20 protein-coding genes and 2 tRNA genes are annotated in these 19929 nt (G+C 50.4%); 7 read left to right on the top strand and 15 right to left on the bottom strand.

Annotated features, from left to right (window positions below):
- Both IQ235_RS02405 and IQ235_RS02400 read right to left on the bottom strand, forming a co-directional pair.
- A partial coding sequence (locus IQ235_RS02405; protein ID WP_264319900.1) for a DUF4347 domain-containing protein occupies positions 1 to 191 on the bottom strand: 191 nt, incomplete at its 3' end.
- A 230-nt stretch (positions 192 to 421) separates the two neighbouring features.
- The gene (locus IQ235_RS02400) at positions 422 to 1084 is read right to left on the bottom strand and encodes a pentapeptide repeat-containing protein (protein WP_264319899.1); all 663 of its coding nucleotides are present in this window, start codon (positions 1082 to 1084) and stop codon (positions 422 to 424) included.
- Positions 1085 to 1479: 395 nt separating this feature from the next.
- On the opposite strand from IQ235_RS02400, the gene IQ235_RS02395 reads away from it, so the two are divergent.
- Positions 1480 to 1611: a hypothetical protein gene (locus IQ235_RS02395; protein WP_264319898.1), complete on the top strand. Its 132-nt coding sequence runs from the start codon at positions 1480 to 1482 to the stop codon at positions 1609 to 1611.
- A gap of 188 nt (positions 1612 to 1799) precedes the next feature.
- On the opposite strand, the gene IQ235_RS02390 is transcribed toward IQ235_RS02395, so the two are convergent.
- The 9 genes from IQ235_RS02390 to IQ235_RS02350 all read right to left on the bottom strand — a co-directional run bounded on the left by IQ235_RS02390 (position 1800) and on the right by IQ235_RS02350 (position 10024).
- Positions 1800 to 3017 (bottom strand): S-layer homology domain-containing protein, encoded by a 1218-nt coding sequence (locus IQ235_RS02390; protein WP_264319897.1) that lies wholly within the window; start codon positions 3015 to 3017, stop codon positions 1800 to 1802.
- A 127-nt stretch (positions 3018 to 3144) separates the two neighbouring features.
- Entirely contained in the window at positions 3145 to 4041 is an 897-nt protein-coding gene (gene cdf31, locus IQ235_RS02385) for a CDF family zinc efflux transporter Cdf31 (protein WP_264319896.1), read from the bottom strand.
- A gap of 105 nt (positions 4042 to 4146) precedes the next feature.
- A tRNA-Glu gene (locus IQ235_RS02380) sits at positions 4147 to 4219 on the bottom strand.
- 169 nt (positions 4220 to 4388) lie between these two features.
- Complete coding sequence (locus IQ235_RS02375; protein WP_264319895.1) at positions 4389 to 5087, bottom strand: urease accessory protein UreF; 699 nt, start codon at positions 5085 to 5087, stop codon at positions 4389 to 4391.
- Between the two features lie 94 nt (positions 5088 to 5181).
- Entirely contained in the window at positions 5182 to 5697 is a 516-nt protein-coding gene (gene ureE, locus IQ235_RS02370; RefSeq protein ID WP_319592536.1) for an urease accessory protein UreE, read from the bottom strand.
- Positions 5698 to 5742: 45 nt separating this feature from the next.
- On the bottom strand, positions 5743 to 5943 hold the full coding sequence (gene rpsU / locus IQ235_RS02365) for a 30S ribosomal protein S21 (RefSeq protein WP_264319894.1): 201 nt from the start codon (positions 5941 to 5943) through the stop codon (positions 5743 to 5745).
- Positions 5944 to 6080: 137 nt separating this feature from the next.
- On the bottom strand, positions 6081 to 6356 hold the full coding sequence (gene rbp, locus IQ235_RS02360; RefSeq protein ID WP_264319893.1) for an RNA-binding regulator: 276 nt from the start codon (positions 6354 to 6356) through the stop codon (positions 6081 to 6083).
- Positions 6357 to 6560: 204 nt separating this feature from the next.
- Positions 6561 to 7958, bottom strand: coding sequence for a sensor histidine kinase (locus IQ235_RS02355; protein ID WP_264319892.1), 1398 nt, complete (start codon positions 7956 to 7958; stop codon positions 6561 to 6563).
- A gap of 122 nt (positions 7959 to 8080) precedes the next feature.
- Positions 8081 to 10024 carry a M48 family metalloprotease gene (locus tag IQ235_RS02350; RefSeq protein ID WP_264319891.1) on the bottom strand — a complete coding sequence of 648 codons (1944 nt, stop codon included), beginning with the start codon at positions 10022 to 10024 and terminating at the stop codon, positions 8081 to 8083.
- A 1031-nt stretch (positions 10025 to 11055) separates the two neighbouring features.
- On the opposite strand from IQ235_RS02350, the gene IQ235_RS02345 reads away from it, so the two are divergent.
- Both IQ235_RS02345 and IQ235_RS02340 read left to right on the top strand, forming a co-directional pair.
- The gene (locus tag IQ235_RS02345) at positions 11056 to 11856 is read left to right on the top strand and encodes a TPM domain-containing protein (protein WP_264319890.1); all 801 of its coding nucleotides are present in this window, start codon (positions 11056 to 11058) and stop codon (positions 11854 to 11856) included.
- A 210-nt stretch (positions 11857 to 12066) separates the two neighbouring features.
- A complete protein-coding gene (locus tag IQ235_RS02340) occupies positions 12067 to 12696 on the top strand; it encodes a precorrin-8X methylmutase (RefSeq protein ID WP_264319889.1) in 630 nt (209 codons plus the stop codon).
- Between the two features lie 110 nt (positions 12697 to 12806).
- On the opposite strand, the gene IQ235_RS02335 is transcribed toward IQ235_RS02340, so the two are convergent.
- Both IQ235_RS02335 and IQ235_RS02330 read right to left on the bottom strand, forming a co-directional pair.
- Complete coding sequence (locus tag IQ235_RS02335) at positions 12807 to 14867, bottom strand: AAA family ATPase (protein WP_264319888.1); 2061 nt, start codon at positions 14865 to 14867, stop codon at positions 12807 to 12809.
- Complete coding sequence (locus IQ235_RS02330) at positions 14864 to 15121, bottom strand: hypothetical protein (protein ID WP_264319887.1); 258 nt, start codon at positions 15119 to 15121, stop codon at positions 14864 to 14866. Before IQ235_RS02330 ends, IQ235_RS02335 begins: the two co-directional genes overlap by 4 nt.
- A 361-nt stretch (positions 15122 to 15482) precedes the next feature.
- Between IQ235_RS02330 and IQ235_RS02325 the strand changes: the two genes are divergently transcribed.
- Both IQ235_RS02325 and IQ235_RS02320 read left to right on the top strand, forming a co-directional pair.
- Complete coding sequence (locus IQ235_RS02325; RefSeq protein ID WP_264319886.1) at positions 15483 to 15812, top strand: hypothetical protein; 330 nt, start codon at positions 15483 to 15485, stop codon at positions 15810 to 15812.
- Complete coding sequence (locus tag IQ235_RS02320; RefSeq protein ID WP_264319885.1) at positions 15809 to 17395, top strand: hypothetical protein; 1587 nt, start codon at positions 15809 to 15811, stop codon at positions 17393 to 17395. Before IQ235_RS02325 ends, IQ235_RS02320 begins: the two co-directional genes overlap by 4 nt.
- 119 nt (positions 17396 to 17514) lie before the next feature.
- On the opposite strand, the gene moaC is transcribed toward IQ235_RS02320, so the two are convergent.
- Complete coding sequence (moaC, locus tag IQ235_RS02315) at positions 17515 to 18009, bottom strand: cyclic pyranopterin monophosphate synthase MoaC (protein WP_264319884.1); 495 nt, start codon at positions 18007 to 18009, stop codon at positions 17515 to 17517.
- A gap of 55 nt (positions 18010 to 18064) precedes the next feature.
- On the opposite strand from moaC, the gene IQ235_RS02310 reads away from it, so the two are divergent.
- Positions 18065 to 18138 (top strand) — tRNA-Arg (locus IQ235_RS02310).
- Between the two features lie 109 nt (positions 18139 to 18247).
- Positions 18248 to 19249 (top strand): zinc-dependent alcohol dehydrogenase family protein, encoded by a 1002-nt coding sequence (locus tag IQ235_RS02305; RefSeq protein WP_264319883.1) that lies wholly within the window; start codon positions 18248 to 18250, stop codon positions 19247 to 19249.
- 139 nt (positions 19250 to 19388) lie between these two features.
- Here the strand turns inward: IQ235_RS02305 and IQ235_RS02300 are convergent.
- A partial coding sequence (locus IQ235_RS02300) for an MBL fold metallo-hydrolase (protein WP_264319882.1) occupies positions 19389 to 19929 on the bottom strand: 541 nt, incomplete at its 5' end.

The following is a 19929-nucleotide window of genomic DNA, read 5'->3' as shown; positions in this document are numbered from 1 at the left end:
TCGTTGCCGTGTCCGATAATTTGCACGCTGTCGAGATTTTGCTGTCCGGCGAGTACTTCGGAAATCCGGGCTACCCCGTCTTCGGTGGGGTCGATCCGGACAACTTGAGTCCCCGGCGCAACTTTAGAAGTATCGATTTCCATACGGGAATCGACGAACACAACGCTAGAAGAAGAAGTCAGAGAATTCATCTGTAAGTACCTGAAGGGATTCTAAATTTATTTATCGATCGCGAAGCTTTCGGCGACGAGCCGTCAGCTCCCGTTGCTAGTTAGATGCTCCCTCTTTTTATTGCCGTCAGCGATCGGCTTTGGGCGATGGCTATAAGTGCTGCCCTATTAAGTTTTCCGATGCCGCCACATTTTTTTTCGGAAACTGGGCGCGAATGTAGACAAACGTTACATGGCGATCGCCTGTCGAGTCATGCAAGCCATCCACAAGCTGCCTTTTCGATCGCTTGACGAACTTGGCGGTTGGGTAGTATCGCCCCAGTTAAGTCCGCCCCCGTAACATCGGCTCCCGTCCAATCGACTTCTGTTAAGTTCGCCCCGCTCAAATCTGCGCCGGAGAGATTGGCATCGCGCAAATTCGCACCGGAGAGATTAGCACCTCGTAAATCCGCACCCGTGAGATTGGCTGCGATCAAATCTGCACCGATAAACTGAGTGTTTCTTAAATCCGTGCCGCGCAAATCCGCTCGATATAAATCTGCCTCTGTCAAATTTGCTCCTTTCAGGTTCGCTGCCGTCAAGTCCACTCGGCGCAGATTCGCGTTTTGCAGATTGGCTCCGGTCAAGTTCGTTCCTTCCAAGATGGCAATCTCGAGCGAGGCTTGGCTTAGATCGATTTCCATCAAATCTTCCCAACCTAAATATTCGTCCCTGAGATTCTCTTGGCTGAAGTCACGTTCTCCGGCAGCATACCGAGTTAGCAATTCGGATGCGTGAAGCTTAGAGGTTCTAGAAATGGCACTTTGAGTACCCAACGTCCACCACTGCCATGGCATTTCGAGTCCAGTCCAACGGTGCGAACTTTTCTGGGTCAGATGCGGGGAAGGAGCGAGCAGACTCGAATTGTATTTCATGGCGATACCTCATCAGTCGAACAATGGCGCAACAGCTGCCGAACGTTTTGATGCCGTCAACGCCTTATCTATAACTAGCGTAGGGTGCTTCTGAAGAGATGTCGTTGCAGAAAATCTCTGGACTTTCACCAGACGATCTCTGGAAATATCAGGGAGAAGAAATATATAGCCACCGCCATGTTGTGGCCGTCGCCACTCAAGGCGCGGACACTTCTGTATTTTCTCCGGGGTCTTTCTCCTCCAGCTCAGCTCCCCCATGGGTGACAAGTTTTGGTGTTCGATCGTGTGTCAAGGGGGTGCTGTTATTGAGGGTGCGATCGTGTAAAACTCTGACTGGATAAGTCTTGGCAGATTTTGCTCGTGAATTTCAATGGGGTGAGAATAAACGAGTGCTCGTGGTTGTAGACCAAGCCGGATCGCACATGGCTAAAGATGTCGTCATCCCTGAAGGGATCGATCTATTTGAGTTACCCTCACATTCGCGCCTAGTGACAACCAGCCGAACGGTTGTGGCCGTTAACCAATGAGATTGTCGCCAATCATTCTCCCAAAAATTTCGATGAATTGGAGGATTTATTAGTCTATCGTTGTCAGCAATTGCTCGGTCAGCAAGACTTAATTGGAGGACTGACTTGCTTTGAGTGATGACCCAAGACCCGGAGAAGGGAATTATAAGTGATTATCCGAACTTGATATCATTGGGTCACCGACAACACTAAGGGTTGGCTGGAACCAGATATTCCGATTCAATGGGATCGGCTTTTCCTCTGAGCACTAACGCTTGGTACATCATCGCCACCACCTCAGCCCGAGTTGCCGGGCGATCGAGTTCGAGTTGGTTGCGATCGGGATAGCCTGCAACTAGCCCCGCTTGAGTGGCTGCAGCGATCTTTGGCTTAGCCCAATCGGGAACGTCTCCCCCATCTTGATATTGCTGTAGCACCACCTCGGGATCTTCGGGGAGTTGCAAGCCCAGTCCGGTGGCCAGCGCAATGAGCAGTTCGAGGCGAGGAACCGTTTGAGTGGGACGAAATTCTCCGTCGGGATAGCCGTTCAAGAAATTGGCTTCGCTCGACTCTCCAATGGCTGCGGCCGCCCAGAAATTTTGCGTAACGTCTTCAAAATCGATTCTAGGTTGCTTATCTCGCAGGTCGAATATTTTTTCGATCTGGACGGCAAGTTGGGCGCGGTTGACGGGAGAATCTGGCTCAAATGTTCTTGGGTTGCCGTCAAATCCGGAAATTGCCTTCCGGCTCGAAAGACCGCTAATAAACGGAAAAGCCCAGTATCCTGCGGGAACATCGGCAAATTCGACGGGTTCTTCAGGCTCGGGTAAGTTGGGATTGATTTGCGTTTCTTCTTCGGGCAGTTCGGGAGAGGGGGGCGTTGCGATCGTTGCTTCTTCGGGTGACTCGGGCGTAACCGGCGCTTGAGCTTCTCCTTCTGGGACAATTGCTGCTTCTTCCGTTTCGATCGGAGTTACATCATCTGTCGCGGTCACCACTTCGTCTTCGACCTCATCTTCCCCGACTAACAAACCTACTGCTGGGAGTACCGGGACAATGGGTTCTAAGGTTCCAAAGAAAGAATCTTCATCTGCATCGGCTTCAGGCACCACTTCGGTTCCTTCTAAATCCTCGTCTTCTAAAATCGCCTCGGCATCTTGTCGATCGCGATCGGGATCGAGCAAAGCAATACCGTCTTCCTCGGTGGTGGGTTGTAATACCGGAGGAAACTTCCACTCAGTTGGAGACTGAGCTAAGGTTTTCAACGAGTCGCCTTTGGCGAGATCGAACTCTGGCTTAGCCCGGTTGAAGCCCCAAAAGAAGATCGAACCGAGGGTCGCAAATGCTACGAACAGTGCGATCTTCTCGTCTTTTTTCAATGGCTTGGTGCGCGGTTCGGGGCGTTCTGGCGGCGATGAATTGGTCATGGCGATAGCCTCCACGGTCGATCTTCCCTCAAATTAAATCACAGCAAGACCATTTTTGATAGTGGGGTGCGGAAGATCTCGAAACGCGGTGAATCAGCATTGACCGTTAACGGTCGATAATGAAGCATTACTCCGGAGTAATGTTCTTAGATTGGTATTCTCGAGGTTCGACGTGAATGAGAATGCGGGTAGGAGCATATTTGTCTTCCAGGGATGCTTCCACTGCTTCGGTAATTTGGTGAGCGGTTTCCACATCCTCTGGAGTGACGATTAAATGCATTTCAATAAAGACTTTACGACCGACAAGACCGCGAGAGGAGATATTGTGACAGTTGATGACACCGGGAACTTGAAGGACGATTGCTTGAATGGCTTCCGGCGCGATCGCCATTTCGTCCACCAGCCAAGGTAGATTTTGGTGCAACACTTTCCAGGCACTGCGCAACACTAAAAGAGCGACGGGAAATGCCAGCACGATATCCAGCCAAGGATAGCCGGATTGCACTCCGATGAGTCCCCCAATGACGGTGAGGGTAATCCAGATATCACTCGCAGTATGTTGGGCATCAGCGATTAAGATGGGACTGCCGAGTTTCTGACCGATGCGTCGTTCGTACGTCGCGACAAAAATATTAATTCCCATCACCAGGAGCATCAACCACAAAATAGGCGGTGAGACTCGTACTATTGGCGCTTCAAACCATAACCGTGCGATCGCTCCTTGGAGAATTTCAAAGCAGGCGATCGCCAAAAAGGCAGAAATGCCAAGTGCTCCGAGGGCCTCAAATTTTTGGTGACCGTAAGGATGCTCGCGATCGGGTGTAGGGGAAGATAATTGGTTAGTCAGCAATCCTAAGACGTTGCTGGCACTATCGGTAATACTGTGGAGTGCGTCGGCAAGAAGGCTTAGAGAACCCGTCCACCAGCCCAATCCGGCTTTTAACCCTACAACCAAGAGGTTGAAGAGCAAAGTAACAAGCAAAACGCGACGAATTTGAGAACGACGATCGATAAGTGCAACCATTGACATTGCGTTCATCTATACCCAGAAGTCCAAATATAGAGTCTCAATGCAAAAAAGAGAGAGCGTGCATTTAGCATACTCTCTCTTTTTAAAGCTTTGCTTGAGTACCCCCAGGGGAATTCGAATCCCCGTCGCCTCCGTGAAAGGGAGGTGTCCTAGGCCTCTAGACGATGGGGGCTTGTGTCTCAAGCCTTTACTAAGTTAACGAATCCTCAGACCGTTGTCAACTCCCAATTCAAAAAAATTTTCGATCGACTTCAGAAACTCGCGGTGTGGGGGTTCGATCGTTTTTCGTACAGTCCTTTGTACGATCTCCCTGGCAGTTTCGACTGCGAATATCCATTTTACTAAGAGCGAAATAAGCGGGAATAGAGGGTTTCGTGAGCCATACTCGCGAGGGCTAAGCCCCAACCGCAGCTCGCGAGATCGTCATCTTCGAGGGCTAAAATTTCTGTAGCGGCGGTATCGATCGCCGGGTAAAGTCGAACCAGGAGCTGTTGCCCGATGGTTTGACCGAGGGGAATCAATTTGACTCCCACACCGATGGCGTTGGTTGCCCAGCTTTGCAGATAGGCCAGCAGTACAGATCGCTCGTCGAGTTGCCAGCCTGCGGCGATAATCCCGAAGGCGATCGCGAAATTGCACGGCGTACCCGATGCAGATAGGGTGGCATCAACGGTGGGGTGTAGGGCGACTGCCAATTGACTTAAGGCACGACCCATCTGCCAGCTTTGATTTCGCAGTTCTTCAGTTTCTTTTGCCGCTGAGAGCCATTGGTTCCAGTATGCCAAACTCGAATGGTCTCCGGCTGTTTCTGTGCGATACCCACGCACCATAACGGCTGCTTCTAGGCGAATGGCCCCGAGGTGGAGTTCTCGCTCTAACCAATCCTCGAGCGCATCAGCGTTGGTAAGAGTTTGGCGCTCGATGAGGGTTTCGAGTCCTTCGGAATAGCTATAGGCACCAACGGGCAATGCCGGACTGGCCAATTGCAATAGGTATAGGAGGGAAAAGTCGCGAGTTCCCTCGGGCGCAGTGTGTGACATCTAAGATTCGCAAATCATAAGTTTTAAGCGATCGGTCATAAGTTTGACCTGGGCTAAAAATTAGGGGGTTCAAAAACAATTTACTTATCACTTATCACTTGCTCGAAGAGCGATGGTGATGATGTCCGTAAGCGCCGATTTCCGGTTGAAACGGCACGACTTCTTCTACAATCTCCACCTGCAACTGTTCGAGCATTTGCTTTAATACCGGATCGGGAGAAAGGCGCAAGTAAGTGGGATGAATTTCGAGCTGGACGTGGCGATTGCCCAAATGGTAAGCGGCTTGTAAAAGTTTGAGGGCGGTCGTTGCTTTGATGGTGAAGACGGATTCGGGTTTAGCGAGTACCCGAACCCAAATTTCCCCGGTGTCGGGTTTGAGCAAATCCCCGTCGCGCAGAACCGTCCCCCTTGGAAGTCGCAGGTGAGCGACTTCCCCTCCGTCAGTTCGAACTTGACGACGACTGCGAGTTCGTTCGTCAGCCGTCAGCAACAGGGTAGAAGGGACAATTCTTTGGGGATTTGCGGAAAATCGTTGGGTTAAAATCAACATCAACCGATCGTGCGTGGCGATGGGGTATTTCCAAATGTCGATCGAGGAGACCCAAGACAATGTCTGACCAGTCCGTTCCTCGATCGCGCCCAATGAAAAATGTGGCTACCCAGCCATCGTTCTGCGAGTGCGGCGAAACTTCTTCCGGCGGCGTGCTAAAGCTTTACGCTTACGCTTTTCGATCGGGGTCTCAAAATGGCGATTTTTTTTCATATCTGCCCAAATCCCGGCCCTAGATACTTCGCGCTTGAATCGACGTAGAGTAGACTCCAGGGGTTCGTTTTCACCTGGGATGACTTGGGTCATACTTATCCTCCTTGAAAATCAATTGAACGTTAAACAACTCAGAATATTAAAGATGGGGAAACTTAAAATTATCCCCATCAGCGGCTCTTGGTAATGTTGCCAAAGCCAGAAAAGTTAACTAGACTGCCGTTGGCGCTTTAATAACGCCGACCGCCGCCACCACCGCGATTTTCCCGAGGCTTGGCTTTGTTAACTTTGAGGACGCGGCCCATCCACTCGGCACCATCGAGGGCTTCGATGGCAGCGGCTTCTTCTTCTTCAGTTTCCATTTCGACAAAACCAAACCCGCGAGGGCGACCGGTTTCGCGATCGGTCGGAATTTGCACTCGTTTGATGGTGCCGTATTCCTTGAAAACATCTTGTACGTCGTCGCTCTCTACTTCGTAAGAGAGGTTACCCACATAGATTGACATTCAAAAAGCCTCCAGCTTTTATCTCTAACGATTCTGCGTACGGGAGACTCAGTTGAGAACCAATCTAACCCTGTAGCGAAAATCAAAATTTCAGACCTTTATTATATAACAGGTTCACTCCCACAGTACTTGTCGGTTTTGGGAGAAATTGACCGAAGATCGCCCGCTCTACATTTTGTCTTCGAGCGTGCGGATATCTAATATCTATGCAGACTCCTGTCCGCTTGGCAGCGTCACGGTTACGGTCGTTCCGAGATCCAGTTGGCTGGAAATTTCGATCAGACCGTGGTGGCTTGTGGCGATCGCACTGGCGATCGCCAGTCCCAGTCCGGAGCCGGTGGAAGTCGATGGGCTAAATTTTTTCATGCCGTGGCTGCGGGCGGGATCGACTCGGTAAAATCGGTCGAACACTCGCTCGATCGCCTCTTCGGGGATGCCAATTCCCGTATCGCTCACCGTCACTTGCAAGTGACGGGCATCGCGATGGGTGCTGCTTTTACTCGCAGCAAGAAGACATTTTAAAGTGACGATCGTGCTGCCCTCGGTGGGGGTGTACTGTAATGCATTTTCGATTAAATTTGTCAAGAGTCGGGCTAATTGATTTTCATCGCCACACAAAGCAAAAGCCCGATCGATGTCATCGAGGGCAAACTCATCTAGATGCGAGGGGGGAACTATCTCCAAACAGAGGGCAACTTCTTTTTCAGCGGCGATCGCCTGTAATTCTTCTACGACTTCCACCAATAACGCATCGAGAAAGACCAACTGCTGCTGGGGAACCACGATGCCGCTATCTTGCCGCGCCAGAAATAATAAATCGTCTACCAAGCGTCCCAGACGGCGCGTCAGGCGTTCGATCGCTTGTAGTTGCCTGCGGTAGGGCCCGGAGGCTAAATCCGGATCGGCCAGAGCCACTTGGACGTTGGTTTGAATGGCCGAGATAGGAGAGCGCAATTCATGGGACGCATCGGCAGTAAACTGTTTCAAACGCCCGTAGGACTCGCCTACAGGTTGCATGGCTTTCCCCGACAGCCACCAACCACTCACCGCCACCGACACCAGCATCAGACTGATGCCCCAACACAAATCCCAAATAAACTGACGGCTGGGTTTGGTCACCTCAAACCAGGGATGGCTGACGCGCAAATAGCCCAGTACCTGGAGATCGACTTCAACGCGATCGCTCACTTGACGCAACGCACCAAAATGATAGGTTTCATCGGACTTGTCAACGGGAGGGTAGACCGTGTTACCGTTGCGGCTAAATTGGAGGGGAATTTGTAGGGGTTCCTTGAAGGTCGACCAAACTAGCTCCCCAGCGGCATCAAACCATTCGAGATCGATGCGATCGTCATCTAAGGTTTCGGCATTATCGCGAAAACTCGCCTCAATATTGACGCGATACCGATCGGTCATTGGTTGTATGGGTTCGACCACCAGCGATCGTTCCACCACTTCAACAACGTGCTTCAGGGTGTCATCCATGCGTTCGATCAAGGTTTGACGCACGTAAAGATAAACCCCCGTAGCAAACAAAAGTAGCAAAATGGCGGTAACGGTGGTGTACCAAATGGCAAGGCGACGGCGGGTAGCTTGAAACACGGTGTGAGAGGGGATGGGGAGAGGTTTAAATTCGCAAGCGCAATTGAATTCGAGACAGAAGAATCACTCATCAATTATCCCTTGTCCGTTCGCTCTGGCCGCATCTCCCCTCAACCGATGGCTTAACGCAATCGCGCTTGAATCCGAGCCAATTGCTCTACTCCTTCAAAGGCATAGCGATTGTAGCCGTTGCGCCCGATGAGTTCTTCCATGTATTCCACGCGATCGTCGCTGGCAGGGTGAGTGGAGAGGAAACTCGGGCCCCGCGATCCGTGTTCTTCGTATAACGTTGCCATCAGATTCCGCAATCCATCGGCGGCGTAACCGGCACTGTTGAGGACGCGAGTGCCCAGGATATCGGCTTGGGTTTCCTGAGAGCGAGAGTGGTCTAAACTCACCAGAGTGCTGAGAATATTCCCCAGAGGAATTTCCCGGCCGACGTTGGAGAGTAACAGATTCGTCATCACCCCTTCGTAGCCGTGGGAGAGAACCGCGTGGGCGACTTCGTGGGCCAGCAATCCCGCCAGTTCCGCTTCGGTGTTGGCGCGAGTAATCGCACCGGTATGGATGAAAATCTTGCCGCCGGGTAGGGCAAAAGCATTCAAAGAGTCGTCTTCGATGACGTAGAACTCGTAGTCGAATTCATCCCGTCCCATATATCGCGCCACATCTTGACCGATTTCGTCGATGTAGTCCACAACGACGGCATCTTCAACCAAGGTGGCTTGTCGCTTCACCTGTTCGGCGACCTGCTCGCCCAAACCCGATTCTCCCATGGCAACGATTTGCACCAATTGGATGCCTTGAACCACGGAAGATTGAGTGTTGCCAGTGAGGACACCCACAGCGAGTCCACCCAAACCCCGCAGTGCCATTTTTTCCCGCACGCCCGATCGAAAATCACCGAGTTTATCGTCGGCGATGGCGATAAATTCTGGGGCTTCGGGACTATTGGGATTGAAAATGGCAAATTGACGAGCGGCGATGGAAGCCTCGAGATCTTGACCGTCTTCATCCAGTGCCCGGATCCGCAACCGAGCAAATTCTGGGGACTCGGGGAACAGCGTCGTCAGTTCTTCCAAACGGGCGATCGCGTCTTCTAAATTACCGTCTTCAATGTCTGCCTCGATCGCAAAAGCCTGAGCGGGGGCAAAATTCGGGGCCTCTTCTGCCAACAGCTTTAGGGCTTCTTCTACCTGGCTTTCTCGCCCGTTCGCCCAACCTTCCTGGGCGTTGCGCCAGTAGACTTGACCGGCGACGGAGAGTTGCGAGGGATCGCTAATGAGAGCGGAAACGGAGGAGCGATCGCGCTCGTTGGCAAAGGGGGGCTTGACTTGACGGTAGAGGCGCTCGGCTTCTTGGCGGTTGCCCTGGAGGTAAAGTCGATCGGCCTGGGCGATGATTCGATCTTCCTCATCGAGGGAAACGGGGCGATTGGAGTTACTTGGGTTGTTATTCTGGTTGGGAACGGGCTTTTCGCGAGCGGTAACGGTGTTGCGATCGCCGCTGACACTAATGGTGTACCGTCCCTCTCCCCTCGAGTCGTAGGAATTTACAATCGCCAAATACGTTCCGTCTTTAGGTAGGGTGACACTCAGAGTTGAGTTGCTGTTACCTTCGGTGGCATCATCGTTTTCTGCCACCGGTTCGTTATCGGGATCGACAAGAATTAAGTAGGTATCGAAATCCCGACTTTCGAGCCGAATCGTCACCGATTCGCCGGCGCGACCTTCAAATTCGTGTACATCGTAATAACTATTGTCCTGGGGTAATCGATCGTCTCCCCGTTCTAAAGCACCTCGTTCTTCGAGAAGAGACGTTCGAGCCAGTTGTGCTGGCTTTGTTGTCGTGGATTCTAGATTGCGAGATTTGCCGACAGGAACGCTCTTTTTGAGGTGGGAGGTTTTTTGGTGCTTCACCACTTGAATCTCGGTGGGAAGGGAGGTCGCCGAGACAGTTTGCAGCCCTGGGTTAGACAGAGCATAATTTGGAGAATGTAGGAAGCTCAACGCGAGAAATAGGGTTTCTCCGAGAATGAGCCATTGGAGTTTACGAGCTGCTTTCATAGTAAATCTGGAGTCGATCGGGATGAAATAATTTGTAAGATTTCTGGAGCGATGGGAGCGAATTGTCTCGATTCTAGTCTTCTATCTCTACTATATTTCAACTTTTAGAGTCTCTACAGAGAGAGAGGGTTTATCTAAATGGCTTGAATCTCCCTAAAACTAAAGATATTGCTTTAAGTTTTAGAGGTTCAATATTGAATTGCTCATTTAAAATAGAATCAAGTCATTTTTTTGTCGCTTTCTATCCAATTCGACGAGACAATAAAATCTGAAGTTCCCTGTTTTTATTCCAATTCAAAAAGTGTTAATTTGTGTCGTTATTACGATTATTTATGTTTTTAGTTGGACTGGAAGTATGTAAGTTGAACTGAAGATATCCGAACTCAAATTCGCTCGATCGCGAGATCGAGCCTGCACGAAAATGCGATCGAGCAGCTATTGTTCGTTCTTTTATGGAATGGGTCGCCAATTTTAATGCGGGTTTTGGGGTGAGTTTGGGAAAGGAAGGGCTTAATGGTACTTTGACAAAAATGGGTGTTATTTTTGCCTCAAACCCTTATGCAGCAAGGATTGTAGGTTGAAATTATAAAAAACTGACAACCACAGGGGTTTGGGCCATTTTTAGAGGCTTGACCTAAATTCTAGTCTCAGCAAAGGTTTCAGCCCCGCAAGGGGTCAAAAATTATCAAAGTACCATTTAAGGAAGCGAGGGTGGAGCTGTCGGCAACCCAAATGCGTTCAAATTAACGACGGGCAAACTGTACGCTTTCGGAAGACTGACGACGAGTCTTTGGAATCGAGTTTGTCTTCAATGGGGGGGTTAACGCTTCTAGTTGGGCTGCAATCGCCTCATTCTACCGGGTCTCCCCATATCCTCTTCAATTCCGAATTCCGAATTCGTCTTTACGATCGGGTGGAGCTTAGAGTAGAGTAAACAAATGTAACGAATATGAGCCGTCAGTTAAAATACATTAAAAATTTAAAATCAATCGTAATCTATCCACTGTCGATCGAGTTCTATCGGTAAAACCATGCAGCATCGCTTATTTAATCGGCTTTTCGCCTCTCTAGCCGTTTTCGGAATTGCTTTATCCGTCTGGGCAATCGCACCGGCAGCCTACGCCTTCGATAACCCGGAATTGCTCCCAGATACCCCTACCCCAATTATCGACCTAGCCGAAGCTCTGACTTCGTCCCAGGAAAAACGGTTAATCGCGGATCTCGACAAGCTAGAAGCGGAAACGGGTTTCAAGCTGCGAGTTCTCACCCAGTTCGATCGCACCCCCGGTCGGGCGGTGAAACAATTTTGGGGTTTAGATGATAAAAGCGTGCTGCTCATTGCCGACCAACGTGGGGGGAATCTCCTAGGTTTTAATGTGGGGGATGCCGTCTATCCCCTCCTGCCGAGAACCTTCTGGATCGAGTTGCAAACCCGCTACGGCAACCAATTCTTCGTCCGCGATAACGGCGAAGACCAATCCATCCTCCAGTCCTTGAAATCTGTGGAAGGCTGTCTGCGAGACGGGGGATGCAATGTGGTTCCCGGACTGCCCAGAGAGCAGTGGATTTTAACGTTGATTACCTCTCTCCTCGGGGGTCTCGTATTGGGCTTTGCCGCTCAGCCCCGCAACGACACAATCGTTGCCTGGCAGTGGGCCTTGATTTTCTCTCCGCTGTGGGGAATACTTTTCATTGCTTTCGGTATCGGTCCGGTCATCACCCGCACTTCCGACTGGCTGCCCCTCTCTCGAAACATTCTCGGTTTTGCATTGGGAGCCTTAGTGGCTTACCTAACTCCCCAACTCGGACAATCTCCGAAATCGGAGACTTAAACATCGCGACTGCAACCTCGAAAACACTCGACCGGGGCACAGACCTGGTAAGCTGATAGCTGATACTTTTGCGCGACGAGACTTCAGTTCGGGAAAGCATCCGTCACGGGTGTTTTTTTCTCTCGACTTAGCTAAATATACCGGTCTTCGAGCGCAAAAATCGGGCCTTGCCCGATCGCCCATCCTTCTGGTCACTTACCCCCAGTCAACATGGAATGGCACGTCTCAGATGCCCAAGGTCTGGCAGTCATCGATCGCGAAATCGGTTCGCACATTTTCTCTCCGGCAGAATACGAGATCGTGCGTCGGGTTATCTACAATACCGCCGACTTTGAGTACAAGTCTCTGATTCGGCTATCGGATTCGGCTTTGCAAGCGGGGGCGGCAGCCCTAGCCGCCCGAACGACAATTGTCGTCGATGTTCCCATGGTTCAGGTCGGAATTGCCCCTCACATTCAAACCACCTTTGCCAATCCCGTCTATTGCAGTATGGAAACCCTGACCCGACCGCAGAAGGAAAAAACCAGTGCTGCCTGGGGCATCGAAACTTTAGCCAGACGTTATCCCGAAGCTATCTTCGTCATCGGTCAAGCGGCAACAGCCCTCGCCTCCTTGGTGGAGTTGATCGAAGCTGAAGAAATTCGACCGGCCCTAGTTGTCGCCACTCCAGCCGGTTTTGAAGGAGTGGATGTGGTCAAAGAACGCCTCAACGATTCGATGGTTCCCCACATTCGCAGCGCTGGACGCAAGGGATCTGCCGTCGTGGCAGTGGCGATTCTTAACGGGCTTGTAGATTTAGCCTGGCAAGCTTACGGTCACGATAATGGTATGGGAAGTTAGATATCAGATATCTGATATCAGATGGAAACAAGGAAGATAAGGGAGTCTGAATTGGTAATTATTAATTTTTAATTCTCTTCCCCAAGTCTCCAAAGCCTCCCCTTCAAAACCTAGCGTTCGACTTCAATAATTTCCGTATAATCAAACCCGTTCGGACTGCGACGGACCAGAGGGTAGGAGACTCCTCCCAATTCAATGGAATCTTCTTCGCAATCGGGTTTAGAGGAGTTGTAGGATAGCACGTATTCTCGACCGACACGATCGGCAATTTCTTCGGCAAATTCTCCCCGCCATTGAGTTTTGGAAACCAACACCACCAACTGATTGGCGAGTTGGGGAATCCATTTAGTCACTTGGCGGCGATATATTTCATCCAAACTGCCAAAAGGGGAATCCATCACCACGGGAAAGGTACTGCTATCGGGACCCATCAACGTATTTTTCTGACTCCACTCGCGTACTCCATCGATAATTCCGCCGATAAAAGAAAGGCTGAGGATTTGATTTTCTCCTGTGGAAGCTGCCACATTCGACTCGATGCCAGCAGTATTTTCCACCAATGTCAACTCGTATTTTTGATTGAGCTTAGGCGTATAGGGGGTAAAGGAAATTTGAGCGAACAGTTCTTGTACCCGTTTTTCAAGAGAGATGCGAAACTTTTGCTCTAGCAACCTTCGCACCGTCGTCAACCGTTCGATCGCATCCAGGGCCGCCGCAATCCGTCGTTGGGCTAAAACTTGCCGTCGTTCGTTCATCCGCTGCTTATCTACTTGTTTCTCCAACTGACTGACTTGGGCGTGCAAGCTATCGATGAGTTGCTGGTTGGAACCCGTCTCTCGATTCAAATTGCTCAATCGTTTATCTGCCGAATCCAGTTGCTTTTGTAACTGCTGAATATCTTCATCGGGAAAGTTGCGCAGTTTCTCTTTTACATCTTCTAACTGGGTCTGTTGGCGAGAAAGCTTTGTCCGATCGCGATCGATTCGATCGCAAAGACGATCGACTTCCTGCCAAAAGTTTGCCGCCTGTTTATCGATTTCATCCACTTGACCGTTCATCCAAATGGCGGTTTCCTCCACTGCCGCCACTCCCGCTTTTTCCATCCAACTGCGGACGCGATCGTACTCGACAGATTCGGGTCGAAGTGGCACACCGCAAATACAGCTTTGGCGATCGAGCAATTCGAGTACGAACTGTTTTTTGATTCCCGCCGGCAACTCTCCCCGTTCTCGCAATCCTTCGATGGTGCTGCGAAATTGTGCGGTGAGATTTCCGAGGAAAATACTATATCCTTGGGTTGAAATCAACTGTTCGAGTCGAGCGCGATCGGATGCTAACTGCTCCTTAATTGTGGTTGCTTGGGTTTCGAGTTCGTTTCGCAAGCGTTGTAGCTCTTCAGCCCCGCCTAGCTCTATCAAACGCCCGCTGAGTGTTTTTTTGATCTGTGCTCGATCGGTTAATTCTTCCTCAATCTCCTTTTTCCTTCGATCGAGGGCAACGAGTTCGTTTTCGAGTGTCTGCTTCTGCCGAAGTAAATTTTGGGTTTCGGGATTACCAATGCCTCGTAAATGGGTCTCTAAGGATTTTTTAGCTTCTCCCAAATGGCGAATGGCTCGAATAATCACTTCAACGCCCAACAGTTCCTTCGTTGCCGTCGCAATTTCTGATTTTTTATCATCTCGAACAATTTTTTCAATTCTCTCCCCATTAAAGAAAAAATAGGGATACAAACTTTCAGGTAGAATTCGCGAGATGATATCTTCAGAAGATTCTGGCGGTAGCATCCACCGACCATCTTCTCGGGCGACTTGCAGGGTTAACTGGCTTTCCCCTTGTTCGATACTCAATTTGTTTTTATAAGCTCGACATCTCCGTTTGGCTTGATAGCATCGACCATCATGCTCGAACACCACTTCTACCCAGTAAGTCACGGGCGTCTCGCCGTTAGATTCGGCAATCGCGCGTTTGTTTGCCAATTCTTCGGGCAAGGCAAAATCAGGACTTAATTTCTCGTAAAAGACCCAGGTAAATCCATTCATGAGAGTGGTTTTGCCCGCTCCGTTATTACCGTGAACGACCGTTGTATTTTTTGAACCGTCTGAAATCAATACATCGGGTGTTTCACCGTAAAACTGACGAAAGTTAAAAAATTTAATCGATGTTAATTTCATTCTGGAATCTCTTCGTTAATAATTTTCAAAATATCATCGTTAATTCCCCGAGAGTTTTGCGTGTAGAGTCGATCTTTTTCTGCTTGGAGAACGCGTTCGATAATTTGTTGCACTTCGGGGGAAGCGCTGGTAATCGGTTTTTCGACATCGCTCAACTGTTCTTTTGCTTTTTTTCCGTAAGAAAAGCGTTTCTCAGCAAGAATATTTGAAAGCGATCGAATCAACTTATTGGGGTACGAGAAAGATTGAGTCATAAAAGATTATCGAAAAATTTCAAGTCTGGCACGGAAACTCATCCAGCATCAGCGGATGTCTTGGATGAATATCGAGATATGGAACGACGAACTTGTATATTTACGAATGAAATAGAGCTATATTACGCGATCGTCGCGAGGCTTTTCTTTTGATTTCTTTTCCCCTTTCCTCGATCGAGCGCACTATCTCCCATGCTTGCTCGTGGGGGAGTTCGGGTCTGCTTTAAGTGCAACAACCCAACGAGATCGCAAATAATTTGTTGTCTTCAGCAGATACGTGATATTTTTACTAAATCATATGAAACCTTGCCATGACAAGGGTTATGGGAAGTTAATCTCAAGATGCGATCGCTCCTTCTCGTTGTCAGAACGCTCCCATCACCATCGGGAACTTTTCGGGATCGCCCCATCCTCAGTCACCTTAAATTCGGGCAGTGTCCGTACGTGGGTTCGACCGAGATCTGTCAAAATAATTGGGGTGGAATACTCAAATCTCGATCGAGGCGGAGACCCAGCCGGGAGGGTCTTTCAAAGCCTTAGAACCTCCATGCCAGATCGAGACCCGATCGGATACGCGACTTTTGCCAACTTGCACTTTCGGCGAAGTATGTGGGGTGAGATCGACCGGCTCCATTCCTCATGTCCGTTGCTGAGCAATACCGTTCGCCGTCCCCATACTTTAGGTCTATGAACGAAAATCGACCCGATGAAATCTCATCTGCAACTCCCATGTTGAGTCGAGTGGATGCCCTGATAATTGCCGTGGGAGCGCGTCAAATTGGTTGGCGCACTCAAGATGGAATCGTACGTTATTTTGATGGAGATGGCGACGGGCGATCGAAACATCCCCTTGCGCGAGAATTTGAAACCGACACCTCAAAATTCACCTTGCGAGATTTGAGCCGACAATACTACCGTCATTGTCGCGATCGCCTCTCGGGAGATTTTAGCGCCGTAGAACTTATGCTCGACGAACCCATTCTTCGAGATAGCGTTCGCAGCGGACTCGGACGCTTGATTTTATGGGGAACCGAACGACCCTCAGATTATCCTCTGAGCCATCGAGATACGATCGCACTGGCTCATTTAATGGCGGGTAAAGTGCGTGGGGATTTCCCTCAACTGGCGGTAGAAGTGGTAGCGCTATCGGCGCTTCTTGACGACGAAGCCGGGATTCGCCAGGAACTCGAAGAAAAAGTACTGCCGCGGGCTTTGCCTTCTACTGGAAAGTCCACAGAATCCGATGGATTAGTTCTGGCAATTCAAAGTCGGGGAAGCGAAAGCGCGATCGATCGAGCTTGCGCCCAGTGTGTGGTGGCTCTCTCCCGTCACGGTAGGGCGATCGACTTTACCCCCATCCTTCCAAACCCCTTTGAAGAGGAAGCCACCCTAAAGTCGATCGCCTATCGTGCGAACCTCGTTGGGGATTATGGTTGGTCTTGGGAGCGATCGCGAATCGTTGCAGCTTGGGAACGAGGCGATTTTAAGGAAGCTCAGATCGCTTTGAGCTACCATCCCCTGCGTTACGGGGGATTACTCGGCAATTTAGCCCGACAGTTAGAAGGATGGAAACAGGGAAAAATTTCTTTGTCCGTTCTCCATTCGAGCACGGACAGTCTCGAAGCTTGGTTGAATTCCCCTCAGTTACCCGAACTGGCGACCCCCGAACGCGTCAGGCACTGGCAGCAACAACTCGAAGAGCTTCGCACTCGCCCCGAATCTCAAGCTTGGGAAGCCACCTTTCTGATGGACTTACTTCTCAAGAATAACGACTCTCCCGAAGCCTTTCTCCAATTTGCTCGTATCTTGGAGCGCTTTCTATACCTTCAGTACAAAGAACAGAAGTGGCTAGAAAAAGGCTACGTTTCCAGACCGAAGTACCTCAACCATCTTGGCAATAGCTATCAGCCGGGACTCAAACGACTCGTCGATACATGGCTGAGGGTCACCGGACGCAGCCAAACTGGAGCTGTCGATCGACTGTTTGACAATATTTGCAACACCCGCACCATTATTCTCCAAAAAACCGAAACCGTACCCTTCGACGAGATTCTGTTGGTTTGGTCGAAGAATGGCTGGCCGATCGAATTTACTCGCCCTCCATACCTCGGTTTGATGCAACGGATGCACGAAGCACTAAAAATGGTATGCGATCCCGCTTGGTCGATCGCCGAACCGACTCTGGGACGATCGCTTTACGAGTGGGGGCTGAAAGTTTTACAGCAGCGTTCCCCCTCAACTCGGGTTGACTCGACAAAATCTTGGAAACAGTGATGACCGCTAGTACTCGGCCACACTAGTTAGTTTTGACGGGTGATTTTATAGGGGCAATCCCCCTACTCCGAAGCGTACCAACACGTGGAGCTTTTGTCAGTCATGGTGACCTCGTTCCGCTACGATCGCCGATAATCCCCCGATTTGCCTCCAGTCTTGCGCACCAGCCGAATCCCTTCGATTTCCATCGACTTTTCCAGGGCTTTGGCCATATCGTACAGAGTCAGAGCCGCAACAGAAACAGCGGTGAGGGCTTCCATTTCTACCCCCGTTTCTGCCTTCGTTTTCACCGTGGCTTGAATCTGATACCCCGGCAACTGGTCATCGGCAACGATTTGCACGTCAATTTTTTGCAGCGGTAAGGGATGACACAGGGGAATCAACCCGGCCGTTTGCTTGGCCGCCATTATCCCCGCCAGCCGCGCCGTGGCTAGGACATCCCCCTTTGGTGCGTTCCCCGCTTCGATCGCCTTTAATGTCGTTTCTTCCATGCGGACTCGACCCTCGGCCGTGGCAACGCGAACGGTGGGAGACTTTGCCGAAACATCCACCATCCGGGCATCTCCGGCGGCATCTATATGGGTCGGGAAAGATTGAGAATTTTGGTTTTGCATCGTGCTTTTAGATGTGGTATTATATCGAGGTTGGTTAAAAACCACCACAGAGCAAGGGCTTGTAGCTCAGTGGACTAGAGCACGTGGCTACGGACCACGGTGTCGGGGGTTCGAATCCCTCCTAGCCCGTTTTAATCCTACGTTAATTCAATCGAGTTTCTCGACTAACTCTTACGGTTGTAGTTGGCGATCGTGGCTGTGAGACAATGTATCTCATAAAAAGCGATCGAGTCCAAAAATGAAAGCCGTTGTCATGACTGCTGCCGGGAATCCCGATGTCCTGCAACTTCAGGAAATTCCCAACCCGAAAATTCAAGCCGATACCGAAATTCTCGTCCGGTTGCGTGGGGCTGGAGTTAACCCGATCGATACAAAAGTCCGCAGCCGAGGTACGTTCTATCCCGACAAAACTCCTCATATCTTAGGTTGTGATGGGGCGGGAATTGTCGAAGCGGTTGGCTTGAGTGTCGATCGATTTCGAGTGGGGGACGAGGTATATTTCTGCAACGGCGGTCTGGGAGGCCCGAGGGGGAATTACGCCGAACTTGCTGTCGTCGAACAGCATTGCGTCGCCCGCAAACCCACCTGCCTCAGCTTTGCCGAAGCCGCTGCCGCCCCCCTCGTTCTGATTACTGCCTGGGAATCTCTGTACGATCGCGCTAAATTGCACGGAGGACAAACGGTTCTGATTCATGCCGGGGCTGGTGGGGTGGGACACGTCGCCATTCAGTTGGCCAAACTCCTGGGGGCAAAGGTCTGTACTACCGTCGGTTCCGAGGAAAAGGCGCAGTTCGTGCGTCAGTTGGGGGCGGATTTGCCCGTTCTCTACAAACAAACGGATTTCGATCGGGCAGTACTTGACTGGACAAATGGAGAAGGAGTGGATGTGGCATTCGATACCGTGGGGGGCGAAACCTTTTTCCAAACCTGTCCGGCGGTGAAAGTATACGGAGATTTGGTGACGATTCTCGAACCCGATGCTAAGTTGGGCAACTTAAAAATTGCCCGATCGCGCAATTTGAGGATTAGCCTAGAATTAATGCTAACGCCGATGTTGCAAAACCTGGTTGAAGAACAGGAACGACAGGGAAAAATCTTGCAACAATGCACCCGGTTAATCGATGATGGCAAACTTCAGATTCACTTGAATAAAACCTTTCCTCTCGCCGAAGCTGCCGCCGCCCACGAGATGCTAGAGTCGGGTTCGATGATGGGTAAAATTGTTCTCATTCAAAATTAAATTCGCCCTTAAATTCAAAATTCAAGAGAATCCCGTCAGGGTTGTTCTGTTTATTGGGATTTATAGCGGTTCTGGTTAAGGTTGACCCCAGCAACGGGGGTAGACACGGGGGCACTACCCCTACCATTACACCCATCGCTTATCGAGATAAATCTTCGTAGACAATCCGTAAAAAGGCTTCTGGGGAGAGAAATCCATCGCCCCACATTTCATCTAAATCAACCGTGGGATTCGATGCCACGAACTCGTCTACCGTCATTCCCGCCGAGATCGCCTCGTTGACTCGATCTCGCACGGTCACCAGCATATCGCGATAGACTAACAATTCTGCACCGTTGGAAAGAGGGCCGTGTCCGGGGATAATTTGAGTGCGATCGCCCACCATCGGCAATACTGCTTCCACGGCACGAATCATGCCATTAATGGAACCCCCACTACCCACATCGATAAACGGGTAAAACCCATTAAAGTACACATCCCCTAAATGCATCACATCCGCCTCGCGAAAATGGACGATCGAATCTCCATCGGTGTGGGCGGGTTCGACGTGGACGGTACGTATCGTATTGCCGTTGAGGTGAAAGGTGACGGTATCGTTGAACGTGATGATGGGTAAGGCTTCTGGGGGAGACGCGGGAACGTCGCGATCGAATGCCGCGATAAATTGGTCTACGCTCATC

It is taken from the genome of Zarconia navalis LEGE 11467 (assembly GCF_015207075.1).
Classification (GTDB): Bacteria; Cyanobacteriota; Cyanobacteriia; order Cyanobacteriales; family Geitlerinemataceae; genus Zarconia; species Zarconia navalis.
The sequence above is the reverse complement of the archived record's forward strand: the minus strand, read 5'-3'. Positions and strand labels throughout refer to the sequence as shown.

What these genes read in the sequence shown, in the direction of transcription:
- IQ235_RS02305 (WP_264319883.1), top strand. Translation starts at nt 18,248, where the DNA reads ATGAAAGCCGTTGTCATGACTGCTGCCGGGAATCCCGATGTCCTGCAA.
- IQ235_RS02400 (WP_264319899.1), bottom strand. Translation starts at nt 1,084, where the DNA reads ATGAAATACAATTCGAGTCTGCTCGCTCCTTCCCCGCATCTGACCCAG.
- IQ235_RS02335 (WP_264319888.1), bottom strand. Translation starts at nt 14,867, where the DNA reads ATGAAATTAACATCGATTAAATTTTTTAACTTTCGTCAGTTTTACGGT.
- cdf31 (WP_264319896.1), bottom strand. Translation starts at nt 4,041, where the DNA reads ATGGTTGCACTTATCGATCGTCGTTCTCAAATTCGTCGCGTTTTGCTT.
- IQ235_RS02330 (WP_264319887.1), bottom strand. Translation starts at nt 15,121, where the DNA reads ATGACTCAATCTTTCTCGTACCCCAATAAGTTGATTCGATCGCTTTCA.
- rbp (WP_264319893.1), bottom strand. Translation starts at nt 6,356, where the DNA reads ATGTCAATCTATGTGGGTAACCTCTCTTACGAAGTAGAGAGCGACGAC.
- IQ235_RS02350 (WP_264319891.1), bottom strand. Translation starts at nt 10,024, where the DNA reads ATGAAAGCAGCTCGTAAACTCCAATGGCTCATTCTCGGAGAAACCCTA.
- IQ235_RS02340 (WP_264319889.1), top strand. Translation starts at nt 12,067, where the DNA reads ATGGAATGGCACGTCTCAGATGCCCAAGGTCTGGCAGTCATCGATCGC.
- rpsU (WP_264319894.1), bottom strand. Translation starts at nt 5,943, where the DNA reads ATGACCCAAGTCATCCCAGGTGAAAACGAACCCCTGGAGTCTACTCTA.
- IQ235_RS02390 (WP_264319897.1), bottom strand. Translation starts at nt 3,017, where the DNA reads ATGACCAATTCATCGCCGCCAGAACGCCCCGAACCGCGCACCAAGCCA.
- IQ235_RS02320 (WP_264319885.1), top strand. Translation starts at nt 15,809, where the DNA reads ATGAACGAAAATCGACCCGATGAAATCTCATCTGCAACTCCCATGTTG.
- IQ235_RS02375 (WP_264319895.1), bottom strand. Translation starts at nt 5,087, where the DNA reads ATGTCACACACTGCGCCCGAGGGAACTCGCGACTTTTCCCTCCTATAC.
- moaC (WP_264319884.1), bottom strand. Translation starts at nt 18,009, where the DNA reads ATGCAAAACCAAAATTCTCAATCTTTCCCGACCCATATAGATGCCGCC.
- IQ235_RS02345 (WP_264319890.1), top strand. Translation starts at nt 11,056, where the DNA reads ATGCAGCATCGCTTATTTAATCGGCTTTTCGCCTCTCTAGCCGTTTTC.